The organism is Agrobacterium sp. Ap1 (assembly GCF_017313375.1).
GTDB classification, from domain to species: Bacteria; Pseudomonadota; Alphaproteobacteria; order Rhizobiales; family Rhizobiaceae; genus Neorhizobium; species Neorhizobium cellulosilyticum.
Map to the genome: position 1 here is coordinate 1 of NZ_JAFLMY010000012.1, position 16,216 is coordinate 16,216.

A 16,216-nucleotide genomic window follows, 5' to 3' on the forward strand; every position below is an offset into this window, starting at 1 on the left:
GTCCATTACCAGACCGTTTAACGATCCGCTTGGTGAGTGAACACTCGGGGAGCCACATCGTTCCCAATTCAGCTGGCCAACTCGCGAAAGGACGGCTTTTGGTGAGCAACCAACACTGTTTACATGGACGAGCAACCGGAAACGCAATAGTCTGAGGAGACTTTCCATCCGAACCTCGAGAGGTGGCAAGATCCTCTTGATGGAAAGCCAATGTCAGTTCTCAGCAAAAACAACGTGAAAGCCGCCGGCTCAGGCGATCGCACCATGGTCTTCGCCCACGGGTTTGGCTGCGACCAGACCATGTGGCGGTTCGTGGCACCTCATTTTGAGCAGACTTTCAAAGTCGTCACCATGGATCATGTCGGTGCTGGCCAGTCCGATCTGTCAGCGTACGATCCTGTAAAATACGCATCTCTCGATGGCTATGCCGCAGACATCGTCGATCTCTGTCATGAGCTCGGGATCCGAAATGGAATCTTTGTCGGACACTCGGTGAGCGCGATGATTGGTGTAGTCGCGTCGCTCAAGGCCCCTGAAATCTTTGATACACTGATCATGGTTGGCCCCTCCCCTCGATACATCAACGACGGTGAGTACGTTGGTGGATTCGAGCGATCGGACATAGACGAGCTGTTGGCCTCGTTTGCGGACAATCCTCTCGCGTGGTCGGCGACCATGGCTCCGGCGATCATGGGTAACGCCGAGCGGCCAGAGCTTGGCCAGGAGCTCACACAGAACTTCTGCCGGACTGCCCCGCAGATCGCGCTTCAGTTTGCGCGTGCCACGTTCACATCCGACAACCGTGCCGATCTGCCTAAGGTGACCGCGAAAACTCTGATCCTTCAATGTCGCGACGACATTATCGCCGGGGAAAACGTCGGCGAGTATGTTCGAGACCACGTCGCGGGCAGCAAGCTCGTCCTTCTCGACGCCACCGGACATTGTCCTAATCTCAGCGCACCCAACGAAGTCACGAGGGCGATCATGGATTTCGTTCAAACATCGGGATGACGGAGCGGCAGGCTAACCTCGATTACAAGCAACTATTCGACGATGCGCCATGCGGCTACCTTCTGGTCGCGCCCGATGGGGTAATTATCCAAGCCAACAACTGGATATCGTCACTTCTCGGATATCCATCCGGTGGGATTGATGGGAAGCGGCTGCGCGATATTCTCAGCATTGCCGCACGCATTCTTTACGAGACCAATCTTGCACTGCTGCTGAGGCTGCAGCAGGGCGTAAGTGAGGTCACCATTGATCTCAAGAGACGCGATGGAAAAGCCATTCCCGTGATCATGTCTGCTTCGCAGACCTTGATACGGCCGGTCTACCTGACACGACGCGTATTGCGTTTGTGCTGGCTGCCGAGCGCCGGTTGTATGAACGAGAGCTGGTCAGCCAGCGAGACAGTGCCGAAGAGGGATTTCGGCAGGAACAGGCGGATGGGGTTCTTCGGGAGCAGTTTGTAGCCATTCTCAGCCACGATCTCCGAAATCCCGTTGCGTCGATCACTGCGGCCACGCGTATGCTGGCTAAGGAAGCGCTTAGCGACCGGGGCAAACAGGTCCTTGGACTGATGCAAGGCAGCGCGCTGCGGATGTCGAGCCTGATCGAGAACATCCTCGACTTTGCTCGCGCCCGGCTAGGAACTGGTATCGGCCTGAGCCTGCAAACGGAACAGTCGCTGCAGCTCTTGATCGACCAGGTTGTTCAGGAACTGCGAGCGGTTCATCCTGATCATGAAATTCTCGCGTCCTACGAGCCTCTCCAGCCGCTAACCTGCGATCCCCTGAAAATCGGACAGTTGGTATCGAACCTTCTCGGCAATGCCTTGACCCATGGGGACAAGACCCAACCCATTCGCCTTGATTGTAAAACGAGACACGGCCAACTGCGCCTGTCCGTCGCTAACGGCGGCAAGCCTATCCCGGATGCAGTGATCCCAACTCTCTTCGATCCCTTTGTTCGCGGACAGTCTGAGGGCTACAAGGACGGACTCGGTCTGGGACTATTCATTGCAAAACAGATCTCAACAGTGCATGGCGGTACTCTGGACGTATCCTCAGGAGAGGACGAGACCATGTTTACCTTTACAATGCCGTTGAACGGACCAGGCGGGTCGGTTGAATACAGATAACAATCTGCGGCAGTAGAGCCCACCGAAGGCATTCCGGGTAATCCGGAACAAACGCGGGGATGCCTGCTTATGACCCTACACAACCAAGGTCAAAGATGGCATTCGATGTACTCATTCTTGAAAGATCAGGCACTGATAGCGATGGAGATCGAAGATCCTGTCCAGTCGCTCGGCTGTCATGTGGCCGGTGTCGCGGCATAGAAAGCCGATGTTGCGGGTGTCAGGGGTCTCTGACATTGGCCTCGTCGACATTAACTTTGCTCGATGGCGCGACGGGCCCAGAAATCGGAAAAAATCTCGCGCTCAATTGGGATAATGCCGGTCTATCGCTACCATATTTACGTTATTGGGCCGACTGCACTGCCAGTCTGGATTGAAGCCTCAGAACTCCAAGAACAAACCAAAGCACGAAGGAGGATGATGTGGCTGCACTAAGGTGAGCCATAGTGTGATCCAATTCTGTCGTTCAGCCGATCCAGAACCGCTGCTATCTTCTTCCATTTCGCTATATTCACGAATTCCCGCCTAGAACGGCCGCCACAGCGCCCTGCACATCATCTTCGGCCCTTCACTCGTACGCCACCGCGTTTGACGTCTCACGGGGCTGGATTCTTCACATAATACACGCTTGCTCACACATTCCTTATCTGTACAAAGCACCAGATACTCACGCGAGAAAGTCATGGCAAAACGACAGGCCGTCAATCCAGCGTCGGCCCCCAAACGTCGTATCGGCTATGCCCGCGTGTCGACCGACGATCAGGTCCATGATGCGCAGATGGACGACCTGCGCGCCGCCGGCTGCGAGCGGATGTTTCAGGAGCACAGTACTGGCGCTTCACGGGCCCGGCCGGTGTTGACAGACTGCTCGGAGATCTGACTGCCGGCGACGTGCTTGTCGTCGTCCGGCTGGATCCCCTTGCCCGCTCCATTAGCAATCTGTTGCAGGTGATCGAGGATCTTGAAGAACGCGGCGTTCGTTTTCGATCTATCGGCGATCCGATCGACACGTCCTCCCCGCAGGGGATGTTTTCCCTTCAGGTCCTTGGCGCCGTCGCCCAGCTCGAACGGGCACTGATCGCCGAACGGACTAAGGCTGGTATCAAGGCGGCAAAAGCGCGCGGCAAGCTGCCAGGCAATCCCGGGCTGCGAAAGCGGCGGTCGGAGGCGATCGAGGCGTTGTCGAAGGCACAAATACTAGATCATTCAGTTAGATAGCACAGTGGTCAGCTGACCACTGTTATTTCTCTTAAATAAATCGGCAAAAGCTTGCGCGCGTTTATCCCGCTCGCTCCGCCAAAGGCTCTCTTACATGCGCTTTCATAAGGGCCATGATCATTGGTCCGAGTGAGAATTCGCCACGGGTCGACCGCTGCGTGAGACTGCGTAAGTAACCGCCGGCTGAGTTAATCATGTTGGCTCTTTCGAGGATGCAGGCCACGGCGGTTGCTGCGTTTTCGGGTCCCACCGCCTCGCAAGCATCCTGATATGCGGACGGGGGTTATCCCGAGACGAGCGGATAACAACCTTGGCGGGCACAAGGTCCCGCCAGTTGCAGATGCCCTCACCAGGTCCGTAATCCGAAGTCTGAGGGCATGCCTTGTAGCCGAGTACATTTAATCCGTAATTTCAATGGCTTCTCTTTGAAAATTTTCGCTTGTCCCGATACTACCAGCAACCGCTCCTCGCCGATCGGCATCATCTTCACGGGTTTGCCTGAACAGAAAGTCTCGGTCAACGAGATGGCCCGACAGCAGTGACGTTGTCGTTGAACTATATCTCGCGAGATCCATGGCAAAACCTCCCATGACAACGAGCCTCCTCAGTTCAGCGCTTTGCACGTCAGAACTTTACTTTAGATCGCGCCATGCAGTTCGCTGCATTTCGGGCATTGGAAGATGGTATCGACGTACGTATCCAGTTCTGCGATCCATGCGCGCCATGGCTGAAATGTGCGATAGAAAACGCAAGCGAGCGCATCCGCCGCTTCTTGCCGTCAGACCTCAAGGTTGATGTCCCAAGCAATGAACCAGATCGCACGCATTCTCAACGCAGAAAATGCCTAGGCTACAGGACGCCGACTGAAGCGTTCATGGCCAATTTGCAGGAAGACGCCGGCTCCCCTACCCTGCGAAATACACATGACGCACTTGGAGTAGCTTCTCCAGTGGGTGGTTTCGAGGATGTTTGCCCAAGGCGACTTAGCCATTCAGCCGCTAAAGCCGAGGCTCTTCGAAGCCATCTGTCCGGCCTCCAATAATATCCGAACATATGTGGATTTGCGGGCCGGATCGAAGCGGAATAGCGGAAATGAGATACTGATTGCTGCGATTGACTTTCCCAGATGATCGCGAATGGGTACAGCCATGCATCGTACTCCTACCTCACTCTCCTCCAGTTCCTCCGAATAACCGTCTTCGCGGATACGGATCAGCTGTTCACGCAGTGTCTGAACATCAGTAATCGTTTTCGGCGCCAGTTTCTCGAATGTCATCTTAGACAACCGCTCGGCGATTTCCGTTTCATCGCGATAGGCAAGCAACGCCTTTCCAAGAGAGGTGCTGTGCAACGGATTACGTTTGCCGAGCGGAGAGTTCATCGACAGGCTATAGGCACTGTCGTATTTGTGGATATAAGCGACGCGCTGTTCTCGCTCGTCCATCACCCCAAGATTTATGGACTCGCCAGTCTCACGAGAGAGCACGCCCATAGCTCGGTCTGCTGCCTGAAGCAGATGTGTCTGGCCACGCAGTGTGCGCGCGCCCAGTCCAAACAATTTCAACGTCAGCCGATATTTTTCGGTCTCATCCTCCTGTTCGGCATAGCCGAGATCAACAATTGTCTGCAGCAATCGGTGTGTGGTGGCCTTGGACGTCATGGCTCTTTGAGCGATATCGCCCAGGCTGGAGCGCCCTTCCTCAGCCAGCGTTTCAAGGACCGAAAAGACCTTCAAAACCGCAGCCACATTGTCAGATTTGTTGCGCGAGGCGTCAGACATCGATCACTCCAAAAAAAATAGAATTACATTTTGAAAATATTGCAGCACATTGTCAACCTCTGCCGCACCGACGAAAAATTCCTTCAAAACCTTAGTTCTTGCGGTTTGAGAGGTTTCTATCGATAAATCCTGAGCGCCCATTGCATTTCATTTTTTTGTATGCTTCCTTCAAATTCAGAATGAAATCGCGTTCCGATTTCGTGGCCGGGCGCGGAGGTCCGGCGGCACTGGAGGGAAGTATCTTTGACTATGCATGCGCTTCTGCGGCAGAAAAATTTCGTGGCGCCGAGACAGGAAGTCTTGGGCTTGATCCAGCGACTCGCGGATAATCTCGTCGCCATAGAAGACGAGACGGGCGAATTTCTGCTGCGTCTTGAAGATGGCCGGGTGATCGACACGAAGGGCTGGGCCGGTTGGGAATGGACCCACGGTATCGGACTTTATGGTCTGTTCAATTACTGGCAGCAGACCGGCGACCAGAAGGCGCTCGACATCATCACCTCATGGTTCGATGCGCGTCTGGCCGAAGGTACCCCGACGAAGAACGTCAATACCGTCTGCCCGTTCCTGACGCTTGCATGCCTCTATGAACTCAACCCGAACCCGGCCTGGAGGCCCTACCTGGAAACTTGGGCGGAGTGGGTGATGCATGAAATGCCGCGCACGAGCGAAGGCGGCATCCAGCACATCGTTTATAACAACGTCAATCATCAGCAGATGTGGGACGACACGCTGATGATGAGCGTCATGCCGCTGGCCAAGATTGGCCTGCTCCTTGACAAGCCTGAATATGTGGAAGAGGCGAAATACCAGTTTCTCATTCACACCCAGTATCTGGCCGACCGCAAGACCGGACTGTGGTTCCACGGCTGGACCTTCGAGGACAAGCACAATTTTGCCGAAGCGCTCTGGGCACGCGGCAATTCGTGGATCACCATCGCCATCCCGGAATTTCTCGATCTACTCGACCTGCCGGAAGGCGACGCGTTCCGGCGTCACCTGATCTCGACGCTGAAACGTCAGGCTGAAGCGCTGGCAGAACATCAGTCGCCGTCCGGTCTCTGGCACACGCTGATCAATGATCCGCAAAGCTATGTGGAATCCTCGGCTGCCGCCGGCTTCGGTTACGGGCTTATGAAGGCCGTGCGCAAGCGTTACCTCGGTCCGGAATATCTTCCCGTGGCGGAACGTGCGGTGAACGGTGTGATCGGCCATATCGATGCGGCCGGTGAATTGCAGAACACGTCCTTCGGCACGGCCATGGGATCAGATCTCGATTACTACCGCCAGATCAAGCTGACGGCAATGCCGTATGGGCAGGCGATGGCGATCCTATGCCTGTCGGAATATTTGCGTTCCTATATCTAACGACCAACCCGGGGGTTCCGGGCATTTCATGACCTTGTGATACGCCCGGCGCCTGTCGCCGGGCCGATGAACGCTGTCCTTTTTAGGAGGAGGAAAGCATGCATTCGCAATCAGTTTCCGAAATCACGTTAGCCTATATCGGCGGCGGCTCACTGAATTGGGCTCAGGTCCTGATGGCCGATCTGGTTCATGACCGTACGGTGGCCGGAGAAATCCGTCTATTCGACCTCAACCTGGAAGCCGCGCAGCGTAACGCAGCGATCGGCAATCGTCTCTCTGAAGCCCACGGGCTTTCTATTCGTTATACCGCCAGCGAGACAATCGCGTCGGCTTTGACCGGTGTCGATTTTGTCGTCGTATCGATCCTGCCGGGGTCGTTCGATGACATGGCAAAGGATCTCGAACTGCCGGAAGCCGAGGGCATCATTCAGGCGGTTGGCGATACCGTCGGGCCTGGCGGATTGGTGCGCGCCATGCGTGCGATCCCGGCCATGGCCGAAATCGCCGAAGCGATCCGAAAATATGCGCCCAAGGCCTATGTGTGCAACCTGACTAACCCTATGTCGGTCCTAACGGGCGCGCTTTACGCCGCTTTCCCCGATATCAGGGCATGGGGCGAATGCCACGAAGTCACCAAGCTGCGCCACATTATCGCCTGGCTCGCCAATCGGGCAGAAGGTGCGATCCGTTACGGTTTTCGCGATGTGCAGGTTAATGTTCTCGGCATCAACCACTTCACCTGGGTCGACCGCGCCTTCGTCGGTGGCCGGGACTGGCTACCGGACTATCTGAACTTCGCGGCGGAAAATCGCGAAAAGGGCTGGCGCGCCAAGCCCCTGGATCCGAACGATGAATTCCAGCGCTATTTCGAGGACGTCAACAGAGTCAAGTTCGATCTGGCCTCGCGCTTCGGCATAGCGGCTGCGGCGGGTGACAGGCATCTTGCCGAATTCCTGCCCGCAAGCTGGTATCTCAACCGCGCATCCGAATGGGGCTTTGGCCTGACACCGGTGGATTGGCGCCGCCGCGATCAGGCCAAACGCCGGGAAGACGCACGCCTAGCTGAGACTGGCAACGAAGTGCCACCACTACGGACAGTCTCGGAAGAGGCCCTTGTCGGGCAGATCCGCGCGTTGACCCGTGGCGAGACGCTAGTCGTCAACGCCAACATGCCCAACATCGGTCAGATGCAAGGCTTTGCACCGGGCACTGTCGTCGAGACCAATGTGCTGTTTTCCGGTCATGGGGTGCGCCCGATACATGCCGGACGTTTGCCAGCAGCCGTCGAGGCTTTGGTAAAACCACATGCGGAGCGTCAGAATGCCGTATTGCAAGCGGTCCTCGCTGGTGACGGCGCAACTCTCGAAGGCCTGTTCCTTTCCGACCCGCTGGTTGCACCGCTAGGTCAGGACCGTGCCGCAAAACTGTTCCGGGCCATGGTTGCCGCGACAGCCGCGCGCCTGCCGGAGAAGTTGAGGAGGCTCTCTGCATGAGTGGCGATAGTCGACTTCTCGGCTTCTGGTACGTCCTGCCGTACCTGATCGGCCTGCTGGTTTTCACGGCCATACCGTTTCTTGGCTCGCTCTACCTGTCGTTTACCGATTACCGGTTGATGCAGGGCATGGATTTTGTCGGACTGCAAAACTACATCGACATTCTGACCAGTGACCGCACATTCACGCGGTCCTTCAACGTGACGATGCTCTTCGTGGCGCTAACCGTGCCGCTAAAACTGGCCTTCGCGCTTTTTATCGCCAGTATCCTCAACTCCAAGCTCAAGGGCATCGGTATTTTCCGCACCGCCTATTACGTGCCCTCCATTCTTGGCGGCTCGATCGCTGTCGCGGTTTTGTGGCGCTACATGTTTGCCGATGTCGGTATGGTCAACATGGCTTTGACCGGCCTTGGTTTCAAAGCCATCAACTGGTTCGGCAATCCCGGTACGGCGCTGTTCACCATCACCATCCTGCGCTTGTGGCAGTTCGGGTCGGCCATGGTGATTTTCCTGGCGGCGCTGCAATCGATCGACAAGTCGCTTTACGAGGCGGCGGCCATCGATGGCGCAAAGCCGTGGCGGGCCTTCTTCGCCGTCACCCTGCCGCTTCTGACGCCGGTCATTTTCTTCAACATGATCATGCAGATGGTTCAGGCCTTCCAAGAGTTCAACGGACCTTATGTCATCACCAGCGGCGGCCCCTTGAAATCTACCTACCTGCTGCCGCTGTACATCTATGAAATGGCCTTCAAGAAATTCGACATGGGGTATGCCTCCGCCATCGCCTGGGTGCTGTTCACAGTCATCATGGTGCTGACGCTCATCGCCTTCTGGTCGTCGAAATACTGGGTCTATTACGCTGGCGACAAGAGGAGCTGACCATGAGTGACAGTATCATTCACTCCGACGACAAGGCCATCGAAGAGGCCGAACAGTATCTTGCCGTGCAGAGGCGCCGCGAAAAGATAACGCTGACCATCCGCTATACGATCCTGACGGTTGTTGGCCTCATCATGCTTTATCCATTGATCTGGCTGGTCGGCGCAAGCTTCATGACCAATGAGGAAATTTTTGGCAGCGCCGGCTTCATGCCAGCGAACCCGGTAATGGACGGTTATATCGAAGGCTGGCAGACGTCGACGCCCTACACATTCGGTCGCTTCTTCTGGAACACGTTCCTGATCATAGCGCCGAAAACGATCTGCACGGTGATTTCCTGCACGGTGGTTGCCTACGGGTTTGCCCGTTTCGACTTTCCCGGCAAGAAGATTCTGTTTGCCGCCGTGATCGGCACGCTACTTCTGCCCAACGTTGTTACCCGCATCCCGCAATACATGCTTTTCAACGAACTCGGCTGGCTCGACAGCTACCTGCCGCTCTGGGTGCCGTCCGCTTTCGCCGGCGATGCGTTCTTCGTCTTCCTGTTGTTGCAGTTCTTGCGTTCCATTCCGCGTGACATGGAAGAAGCGGCGCGCGTGGATGGCGCCACCAGTTTTCAAGCACTGATCTACGTGGTCGTGCCGATGCTGGTGCCTGCGATGATCTCGGTCGGGCTGTTCCAGTTCATGTGGACCATGGACGATTTTCTCGGCCCGTTGATCTACATCTCTTCGGTTGAAAAATTTCCTGTTTCATTGGCGCTCAAACTGTCGATCGATACTGCTGAATCGTTCGAGTGGAACCGCATCCTTGCCATGTCAGTGCTGGCGCTTCTGCCGTCGTTGCTGGTGTTCTTCATGTCTCAGAAATACTTCGTCGAAGGCATCTCTGCCGGTGGCGTAAAGGGTTAATCCAATGGCACAATTGACTATCCGTAACTTGGAAAAGGTCTATAGCAGCACCATCAAGGCGCTTCACGGCATCAATCTCGAAGTCAAGGACGGGGAATTCATGGTGCTGGTCGGTCCTTCCGGCTGCGCCAAGTCGACAACGCTGCGTATGATTGCAGGCCTGGAAACCGTTTCCGGCGGCCACATCACAATCGGCGAAAAGGTCGTCAACAACCTGCCCCCGGGTGACCGTGGCATCGCCATGGTCTTCCAGAACTACGCGCTCTATCCGCATATGAAGGTGCGCAAGAACCTCTCCTTCGGGCTCAAGCTGGCCGGGGAAAGCAAGGAGGAGATTGCAAGGCGCGTTGCTGAAGTCGCCGAGGTGCTGGAAATCGAGCCCTTGCTAGACCGCCTGCCCAAGCAGCTCTCCGGCGGCCAGGCCCAGCGCGTGGCACTCGGGCGTGCGCTGATCAAGAAGCCGGAAGTGTTTCTGTTTGACGAACCGCTTTCCAACCTCGATGCCAAGCTTCGTGCGTCCATGCGCGTACGCATCACCGATCTGCATCGCCGGCTGAAGGAGCAGGGGCAATCGTCCACTGTGGTCTACGTTACCCATGACCAGGTCGAGGCGATGACGATGGGCGACCGGATCTGCGTCATGAAGGACGGCCACATCATGCAAGTGGATGATCCCGAAACGCTCTATGCCCGGCCGGCAAATGCGTTTGTTGCAGGTTTCATCGGCATGCCGGAAATGAACCTTGTCAGTGCCAGCTTGAGCCGCGGCGAAAGCGGGCCGGTCGTGACCTTCGGAGACCAATCGATCCAGTTCGGCAAAGAACTCGCAGCGCGTCTACAATCGGGTGTGGACGGCGATGTAACCTTCGGCGTGCGGCCGCAGCATTTCCGCCTGGCAGAACCGGGTGAGGATGCCTTGATAGCGAAGGTCATCAAGGCGGACTTCCTTGGGCATGAAGTCGATGTGCACATTACCATCGGCGGTCAGCGTTTTACCATCGTTCTGCCTGTCGAGAACTTCCGCAAGGCTGTCGTTGACGGCGCCATCCGTATTCGCCCGGAAGAGGAACGGGTTTTCATCTTCGACCGCGCAAGCGGTTTGAACGTCAGCTTAGCCTGAGGGCGCAGCCGACGACTATGTCACCGATGCAGGGTTTCAGGAGGAAAAACGCATCATGAGTAAGAAATCAATACTGAAGGTTCTATCTGTTACGCTGGCAGCGTCCGTAGTTGCCACAAGCTTCGCTTCGGCGGCGGATTTGCGCATGTCCTGGTGGGGTGGCGATGGTCGCCATGTCGCCACGCAGAAAGCTTTGGAATACTGCTCGACGAAGACGGGGCATAAGGTCAAGGCCGAGTTCGCCGGCTTCGAAGGTTATCTCGAAAAGCTGACGACGCAGATGGCCGGCAGCACCGAGGCCGATATCATCCAGGTCGACTGGCCTTGGCTCTTCCAGTTTTCCAAGAACGGCGATGGTTTTGCCGATCTCAAGCAGTTTGCCGGCGAGCTTGACCTGACCCAGTGGAATGACAGCCAGCTGGCGCCTGCCATGATCAACGGCAAGCTCAACGGGGTACCGGTTTCCGTTACCGGCGCCACCTTCTACTTCAATGACGAGATCTACAAGAAGGCCGGCCTTGAGACGCCGAAAAGCTGGGATGATCTCGCCGCAGCGGCCAAGAAGCTGAACCCGCAGGGCCTCTATCCGTTCGATACCACCCGCGTCATCCTGATGCTGATGGTCGAAGCCTTTGCGGCACAGATTTCCGGTCAGGAATTCGTCAAGCCCGGCACCAATGAGCTGGCCTGGACTGCAGAAGACATCGCCGGTGCACTCAAGCATTACCAGTGGATGGTGGATAACGGTATCGTACGCTCCGCCAAGGATGCGGCCGGTGTCGGCAATATCGAAATCTTCGACGATCCGGCCTGGGTCACGGGCAGGATCGGCGGCACCTATTTCTGGGATTCGACCTATTCGAAATACGATGATCCGCTGACGGTCGGAAAGCTGATACCGGCCGCTCCGCTGCAAATCCCGGGAGCGAAATCGGATGGCGTCTACAAGAAGCCGTCAATGGTCTTCTCGATCTCCAGGCATTCGAAGGATCCGAAAGCCGCAGCCCAGGTGGTCAACTGCCTGCTGAACGACAAGGAAGCCATCATGATCCTTGGCGACAGCCGCGGCCTTCCTGCTTCGGCTATTGCCAAGTCGACGCTTGAAGCCGCAGGCAAGCTGACACCGGAACGTCTCGAAGGCGCGAAAATCGTTGCGGCGGCCTCTGGCCCGACCATGTCTCCGCTGATCGAGCATCCGACGGTTCAGGAACTGTTCAAGGACGTCATCGAGCAGTTTGCCTATGGCCAGCTGACCGCCGATGAAGCCGGCCAGGAAATCGTCGATGGCCTGACCAAGGCCCTGCGTCGCCTTTAATCATTGCGATGGCCCATGTCGAAGGGCATGGGCCATAATAACGGCTGCGCGACATGTGTCGCCTCAACCCAGAAATGCCTCAACATCCCTATCTCACGCTGGGAGCCGAACGCGTGATTGCTGTTTCCGTACCAGATGAAGCCAGTCGGCCGATACACGGCTTTCTAATGGCGGGGATCCCGTCGCTTATCTCAGTTATCGCGACAGCTCGTTTTTCGCTCAGGCTCTTCCGAAAACCATTCTTTAAACGAGCGCAATTCGAACTCCATACAGTCTATGAGGAACGCGATGTCCGCAGCTTGAAGGCAAGGTCGATGGCGGGCGACGGCGTTGCGAGGAATAGCAGACTCGCAGACCTCCAAACCGCAGCGCAAGCTCAGCCAATCAGCATGGCAACAAAAGCGTCGTATAGCGAAAAAACAGTTGTCCCGATGCGATTGTCATGGATTTCCACTAGCAGCATTGCCAAAAGGATCAGATTACCGGTGATCAAAAACGGCTTGGCCCAGTTGCGATGACCGGAGACCACAGGTTCGATATCGCCTTCCAACGCTTTCGCCGGACCTGCACCGAGCGCGATATGCGCTTCGGTAAATTCGACCGAGCGACGTATCACCTCGATGGCGGTGCTCAGCTTGCGTATTTCCTCATCTAATCCCGGCGGTGCGGCTGCGGGTATCACCGCCGGGCTGCGGGCAACGGTCTGGCGCTCGACACGCACGATACGCGAGCTTTCCTGCGCCGTATTGTCCTGCCCGATGTCTCCGCGGCGCAGCAATTCGCCGGCGATTGAGTGTACGTCCGAAAGTCTGTTGTCCATGTTACTCCCTCAATACTCCGTGAGGCATTCTCGATAGAAACGGTTCCAGTCGCGATTAGCTTTCGCGCATTGCGTGACGCAGCTGATCGGAAAGCGGCTTGATCATGTAGGACAGGATCGTGCGGTTTTCGGTCTGCATGAAGACTTCCGCGGGCATGCCGGGCTTCAGCATCGTGTCCCCCACCTTGGCGATCTCGGCTTCGGGGATGCGCAGCCTTGTCAGGTAATAGCTCGCACCAGTCTTTTCGTCGGTGGTCAGATCCGGCGAGATGTCGATAACCAGCGCGCCGAGCTCCGGCGTCACCCGCTGGTTAAGCCCGCTCAGGCGAACGCGGGCATCCTGACCGCCGAAAACCTGATCGACATCGGCTGGCGAAATCATCGCCTCGACGATCAGTTCGTCGTCTTCGGGGATGATGTTGACCAGCGTCTCGCCCGGTGCTGCAACGCTGCCGATCGTATGGACATTGAGCTGATGCAGGGATCCGGCAATCGGCGCGCGGATTTCGAGTTTGCGCAGCTTGTCGAGGGCGGCCACGCGTTCCTCATTCAGCTTGGCGATCTCAGGACGTTTCTGGTCGAGTTCGGTCAGCACGCTCTCATAGAAAGCTTCGTCCACCTGGATGAGCTTCAGTTCCGCCTGGGTCTTGGCCTGTTGCGTCTCGATGATTTCAGCCGTCAATGCGGACTGGCTGCCGGTGAGTGAAGCCTTCTCGCGTTGCATCGCGATCAGCTGCGATTGAGTGATCAGGCCGCGAGCATTCAGGCTGTCGTAGCGACGCAATTGATCATCGACCAGCGCCATATTGGCGTCCACCGCTTTGCGCTGCGCCTCGAGCGCCGAGATCTGTTCCGCGAATTGTCCTACCTGTTTCTCCAGCTGAGCCTTCTGGCTGCTCCTCGTCATCTGGCGGGCAAGCTTGAGCATGATCTGCGCCTCGGCCAGCAAGGTACGCCGGTCGGTCGGCACGAAGGAGAGTTCGGCTGGAAGATCAATGCCTGTGCGCCCCGCCTGTTCTGCAAGAAGACGCGCTTCCTGCACCATGAGCTGCGCAAGCTGGCCTTCTATGATGCCGAGATTGGCGCGAGCAGTCGTCCCATCGAGGCGGAAAAGCAAGGCGCCGGCCTCGACGCGATCTCCCTCGTTGACGACGATTTCCGAGATGATACCGCCATCGGCATGTTCGACCTGCTTGGCGCGGCCAAGAACGATGATCTTGCCGGCGGCCATCACGGCGCCGCTGATTTCGGCATAGGCTGCAGCGGTGCACACGCCTCCGAGGAACAGCCCTCCGACACCGATCGCCAGGAACAGCTGCTTGCGGATGGCGCTGGTGATGGTTCTGTCGAGTGTGTCATAGCGCATTGGCGACCACCTTTCCGGGCTGCTGCGAGCCGCTGAGCATCGAGACATTGGAGAGTACCTGGTCCTTGTCGCCGAAAGCCACCTGTTGACCATTCTGGATGATCAGGACCTTGTTGACGGCGGCCAGCGCGCTTGCCCGATGGGCGACCACGACGACGATGCCACCGCGTTCGCGAATATCCATCATTGCGCGGGAAAGCGCCTGCTCGCCCTCGACATCGAGATTGGAATTGGGTTCGTCCAGAACGACGAGGAACGGGTTGCCGAAAAGCGCGCGGGCAAGACCGACACGCTGCCGCTGGCCGGCGGAAAGACGCGCGCCGGCCTCGCCGATCATCGTGTTGTAGCCTTCCGGCAAGCCAGCGATCAGATTGTGGATCCCGGCCATCTTGGCGGCGGCGACGATTGCCACGACATCGGCATCCTTGTCAAAGCGGGCAATGTTTTCCGCAACCGTTCCCTCGAACAGCTCGACATCCTGCGGCAGGTAGCCGATGAAGCGGCCGCGATCCTGATCGCTCCACTGGTCGATCGTCGAACCGTCGAGGCGGATGGCACCCTTGAGCACCGGCCAAACGCCGACCAAGGCTCGGGCAAAGCTCGTCTTGCCGGAGCCGGAGCCGCCGATGATCCCGAGCCCGTCACCCGCCTGCAGCGAGAACTCGACACCCTGCAGGAGCACGAGAGGTTCTCCCGGCGCACTCGTTGCGGCATCCTGAACGGTCAGTTCCTGCCTCGGCAGCGGCAGACCTTCCAGCCCCTTGTCGACATCGCATTGGAGCAGGACCTGGTTGAGGCGACCGGCGGCCTGCCGGCAGGCGATGAAGGATGGCCATTGACCGACGGCCTGTTCGATCGGCGCGATGGCGCGGGCCATGATGATCGACGAGGCGATCATCACCCCGCCGGAGATTTCCTGCTTGATCGCCAGATAGGCGCCGAGCGCCAGCATGGCCGATTGCAGGATCATGCGCAGGAGCTTGATGACCGATGAGTAGAAATTGCTGCGGTCGGTCGCCATCTGCTGCGAGAAATAATAGGGTTCGACCATTTCCGAAAACCGGTCCGACAGCCGCCCCAGCATGCCCATCGCGTTGACCACTTCGGAATTGCGCCTCGCGCTGTCCATGATCTTCGATTGCGCGGCGGTACGCATGCCCACTTCTTTGGTCGGGCTGCGCGAGGCGAACTCGTTGCAGATGACCAGCACGAAGATCAGCGCGCCGCCGGCAAGGGCCAGATAACCGAGCGCGCTGTGCATGATGAAGACCAGCGCAAAATAGAGCGGCATGAAGGGAAGGTCGAAGATTGAGGCCGGGCCTTGCGAGCCGAGGAAGCGGCGGATCGTATCGAGGTCACGGCCGGGATGAACGCCCGAGCCCTTCGAACCAAGCAGCACGGGAAGACGGATGTTGGCACGCAGCGACGGATTGCAGAGCCGTGTATAGACCCGCATGCTGATCCGCAGAAGCGCCTTGGAGCGCAGGATGTCGAGCATGCCGCTGAACAGATAGAGCGACAGCGTGATCACCGACAAGACGACCAGTGTCGGTACGCTGCTGCTCGAAAGCACCCGGTCATAGACCTGAAGCATGAAGATCGGCCCGGTCAACATCAGGATATTGAGCACGGCGCTGATGACGAAGATGCCCCAGAATGCCGACCGGCAGGTCCGGATGGCGTCGGCGACCGAGAGATTGCGATTACGTTTCAACATGAACTCGCCCCAGTATCCGGCCGGTTTTCATCCCGGCCATTCCCCCTTGATTGGCGGCGGCGCCCTTTGACAGGCGCCGTCGCCCGA

13 protein-coding genes and 3 pseudogenes are annotated in these 16,216 nt (G+C 57.4%); 11 read left to right on the forward strand and 5 right to left on the reverse strand.

What is annotated here, in order from left to right; translation table 11 throughout:
- Nucleotides 1–210 precede the first annotated feature (210 nt).
- The 4 genes and pseudogenes from JZX87_RS20795 to JZX87_RS20805 form a co-directional block, all read left to right on the forward strand.
- Complete coding sequence (locus JZX87_RS20795; protein WP_206827726.1) at nt 211–1,011, forward strand: alpha/beta fold hydrolase; 801 nt, start codon at nt 211–213, stop codon at nt 1,009–1,011.
- Nucleotides 1,008–1,472 (forward strand): PAS domain-containing protein, encoded by a 465-nt coding sequence (locus JZX87_RS31430; protein ID WP_286194979.1) that lies wholly within the window; start codon nt 1,008–1,010, stop codon nt 1,470–1,472. Before JZX87_RS20795 ends, JZX87_RS31430 begins: the two co-directional genes overlap by 4 nt.
- The gene (locus tag JZX87_RS20800; protein WP_353654228.1) at nt 1,358–2,140 is read left to right on the forward strand and encodes a sensor histidine kinase; all 783 of its coding nucleotides are present in this window, start codon (nt 1,358–1,360) and stop codon (nt 2,138–2,140) included. Before JZX87_RS31430 ends, JZX87_RS20800 begins: the two co-directional genes overlap by 115 nt.
- Nucleotides 2,141–2,822: 682 nt before the next feature.
- A pseudogene (locus tag JZX87_RS20805) lies at nt 2,823–3,334 on the forward strand (recombinase family protein); the annotation flags it as partial.
- Nucleotides 3,335–3,419: 85 nt separating this feature from the next.
- Here JZX87_RS20805 and repC read toward each other — a convergent pair.
- Nucleotides 3,420–3,742 (reverse strand): annotated as a pseudogene (repC, locus tag JZX87_RS20810) (replication initiation protein RepC); the annotation flags it as partial.
- 217 nt (nt 3,743–3,959) lie between these two features.
- Between repC and JZX87_RS32045 the strand changes: the two are divergent.
- A pseudogene (locus JZX87_RS32045) lies at nt 3,960–4,143 on the forward strand (IS30 family transposase); the annotation flags it as partial.
- 206 nt (nt 4,144–4,349) lie between these two features.
- On the opposite strand, the gene kdgR reads toward JZX87_RS32045, so the two are convergent.
- Nucleotides 4,350–5,138, reverse strand: a complete 789-nt coding sequence (gene kdgR, locus JZX87_RS20815; RefSeq protein ID WP_206827728.1) for a DNA-binding transcriptional regulator KdgR — start codon at nt 5,136–5,138, stop codon at nt 4,350–4,352.
- Between the two features lie 306 nt (nt 5,139–5,444).
- On the opposite strand from kdgR, the gene bglB reads away from it, so the two are divergent.
- From bglB to JZX87_RS20845, 6 genes are all read left to right on the forward strand, one after another.
- Nucleotides 5,445–6,506 (forward strand): beta-galactosidase BglB, encoded by a 1,062-nt coding sequence (bglB, locus tag JZX87_RS20820; protein WP_353654229.1) that lies wholly within the window; start codon nt 5,445–5,447, stop codon nt 6,504–6,506.
- 98 nt (nt 6,507–6,604) lie between these two features.
- Nucleotides 6,605–7,999: a family 4 glycosyl hydrolase gene (locus JZX87_RS20825; RefSeq protein WP_206827729.1), complete on the forward strand. Its 1,395-nt coding sequence runs from the start codon at nt 6,605–6,607 to the stop codon at nt 7,997–7,999.
- On the forward strand, nt 7,996–8,880 hold the full coding sequence (locus JZX87_RS20830; protein ID WP_148144739.1) for a carbohydrate ABC transporter permease: 885 nt from the start codon (nt 7,996–7,998) through the stop codon (nt 8,878–8,880). Before JZX87_RS20825 ends, JZX87_RS20830 begins: the two co-directional genes overlap by 4 nt.
- A gap of 2 nt (nt 8,881–8,882) precedes the next feature.
- Complete coding sequence (locus tag JZX87_RS20835; protein ID WP_183685320.1) at nt 8,883–9,791, forward strand: carbohydrate ABC transporter permease; 909 nt, start codon at nt 8,883–8,885, stop codon at nt 9,789–9,791.
- 4 nt (nt 9,792–9,795) lie between these two features.
- The gene (locus JZX87_RS20840; RefSeq protein ID WP_206827731.1) at nt 9,796–10,911 is read left to right on the forward strand and encodes an ABC transporter ATP-binding protein; all 1,116 of its coding nucleotides are present in this window, start codon (nt 9,796–9,798) and stop codon (nt 10,909–10,911) included.
- A 55-nt stretch (nt 10,912–10,966) separates the two neighbouring features.
- The gene (locus JZX87_RS20845; protein ID WP_206827733.1) at nt 10,967–12,226 is read left to right on the forward strand and encodes an ABC transporter substrate-binding protein; all 1,260 of its coding nucleotides are present in this window, start codon (nt 10,967–10,969) and stop codon (nt 12,224–12,226) included.
- A 376-nt stretch (nt 12,227–12,602) separates the two neighbouring features.
- On the opposite strand, the gene JZX87_RS20850 is transcribed toward JZX87_RS20845, so the two are convergent.
- Genes JZX87_RS20850 through JZX87_RS20860 form a run of 3 tightly spaced genes read right to left on the reverse strand, consistent with a single transcriptional unit; the run spans nt 12,603 to nt 16,129 of the window.
- Complete coding sequence (locus tag JZX87_RS20850; protein ID WP_148144735.1) at nt 12,603–13,046, reverse strand: hypothetical protein; 444 nt, start codon at nt 13,044–13,046, stop codon at nt 12,603–12,605.
- A gap of 55 nt (nt 13,047–13,101) precedes the next feature.
- Nucleotides 13,102–14,412 (reverse strand): HlyD family type I secretion periplasmic adaptor subunit, encoded by a 1,311-nt coding sequence (locus JZX87_RS20855; RefSeq protein ID WP_206827735.1) that lies wholly within the window; start codon nt 14,410–14,412, stop codon nt 13,102–13,104.
- Nucleotides 14,402–16,129: a type I secretion system permease/ATPase gene (locus JZX87_RS20860; RefSeq protein ID WP_206827737.1), complete on the reverse strand. Its 1,728-nt coding sequence runs from the start codon at nt 16,127–16,129 to the stop codon at nt 14,402–14,404. The genes JZX87_RS20855 and JZX87_RS20860 overlap by 11 nt, the downstream gene beginning before the upstream one ends.
- Nucleotides 16,130–16,216: the final 87 nt, after the last annotated feature.

Excerpts from the sequence above, each read along its gene's own strand:
- JZX87_RS20835 (WP_183685320.1), top strand. The coding sequence starts at position 8,883 with ATGAGTGACAGTATCATTCACTCCGACGACAAGGCCATCGAAGAGGCC.
- JZX87_RS20795 (WP_206827726.1), top strand. The coding sequence starts at position 211 with ATGTCAGTTCTCAGCAAAAACAACGTGAAAGCCGCCGGCTCAGGCGAT.
- kdgR (WP_206827728.1), bottom strand. The coding sequence starts at position 5,138 with ATGTCTGACGCCTCGCGCAACAAATCTGACAATGTGGCTGCGGTTTTG.
- JZX87_RS20855 (WP_206827735.1), bottom strand. The coding sequence starts at position 14,412 with ATGCGCTATGACACACTCGACAGAACCATCACCAGCGCCATCCGCAAG.
- JZX87_RS20850 (WP_148144735.1), bottom strand. The coding sequence starts at position 13,046 with ATGGACAACAGACTTTCGGACGTACACTCAATCGCCGGCGAATTGCTG.
- JZX87_RS20840 (WP_206827731.1), top strand. The coding sequence starts at position 9,796 with ATGGCACAATTGACTATCCGTAACTTGGAAAAGGTCTATAGCAGCACC.
- JZX87_RS20845 (WP_206827733.1), top strand. The coding sequence starts at position 10,967 with ATGAGTAAGAAATCAATACTGAAGGTTCTATCTGTTACGCTGGCAGCG.
- JZX87_RS20830 (WP_148144739.1), top strand. The coding sequence starts at position 7,996 with ATGAGTGGCGATAGTCGACTTCTCGGCTTCTGGTACGTCCTGCCGTAC.
- JZX87_RS31430 (WP_286194979.1), top strand. The coding sequence starts at position 1,008 with ATGACGGAGCGGCAGGCTAACCTCGATTACAAGCAACTATTCGACGAT.
- JZX87_RS20825 (WP_206827729.1), top strand. The coding sequence starts at position 6,605 with ATGCATTCGCAATCAGTTTCCGAAATCACGTTAGCCTATATCGGCGGC.
- JZX87_RS20860 (WP_206827737.1), bottom strand. The coding sequence starts at position 16,129 with ATGTTGAAACGTAATCGCAATCTCTCGGTCGCCGACGCCATCCGGACC.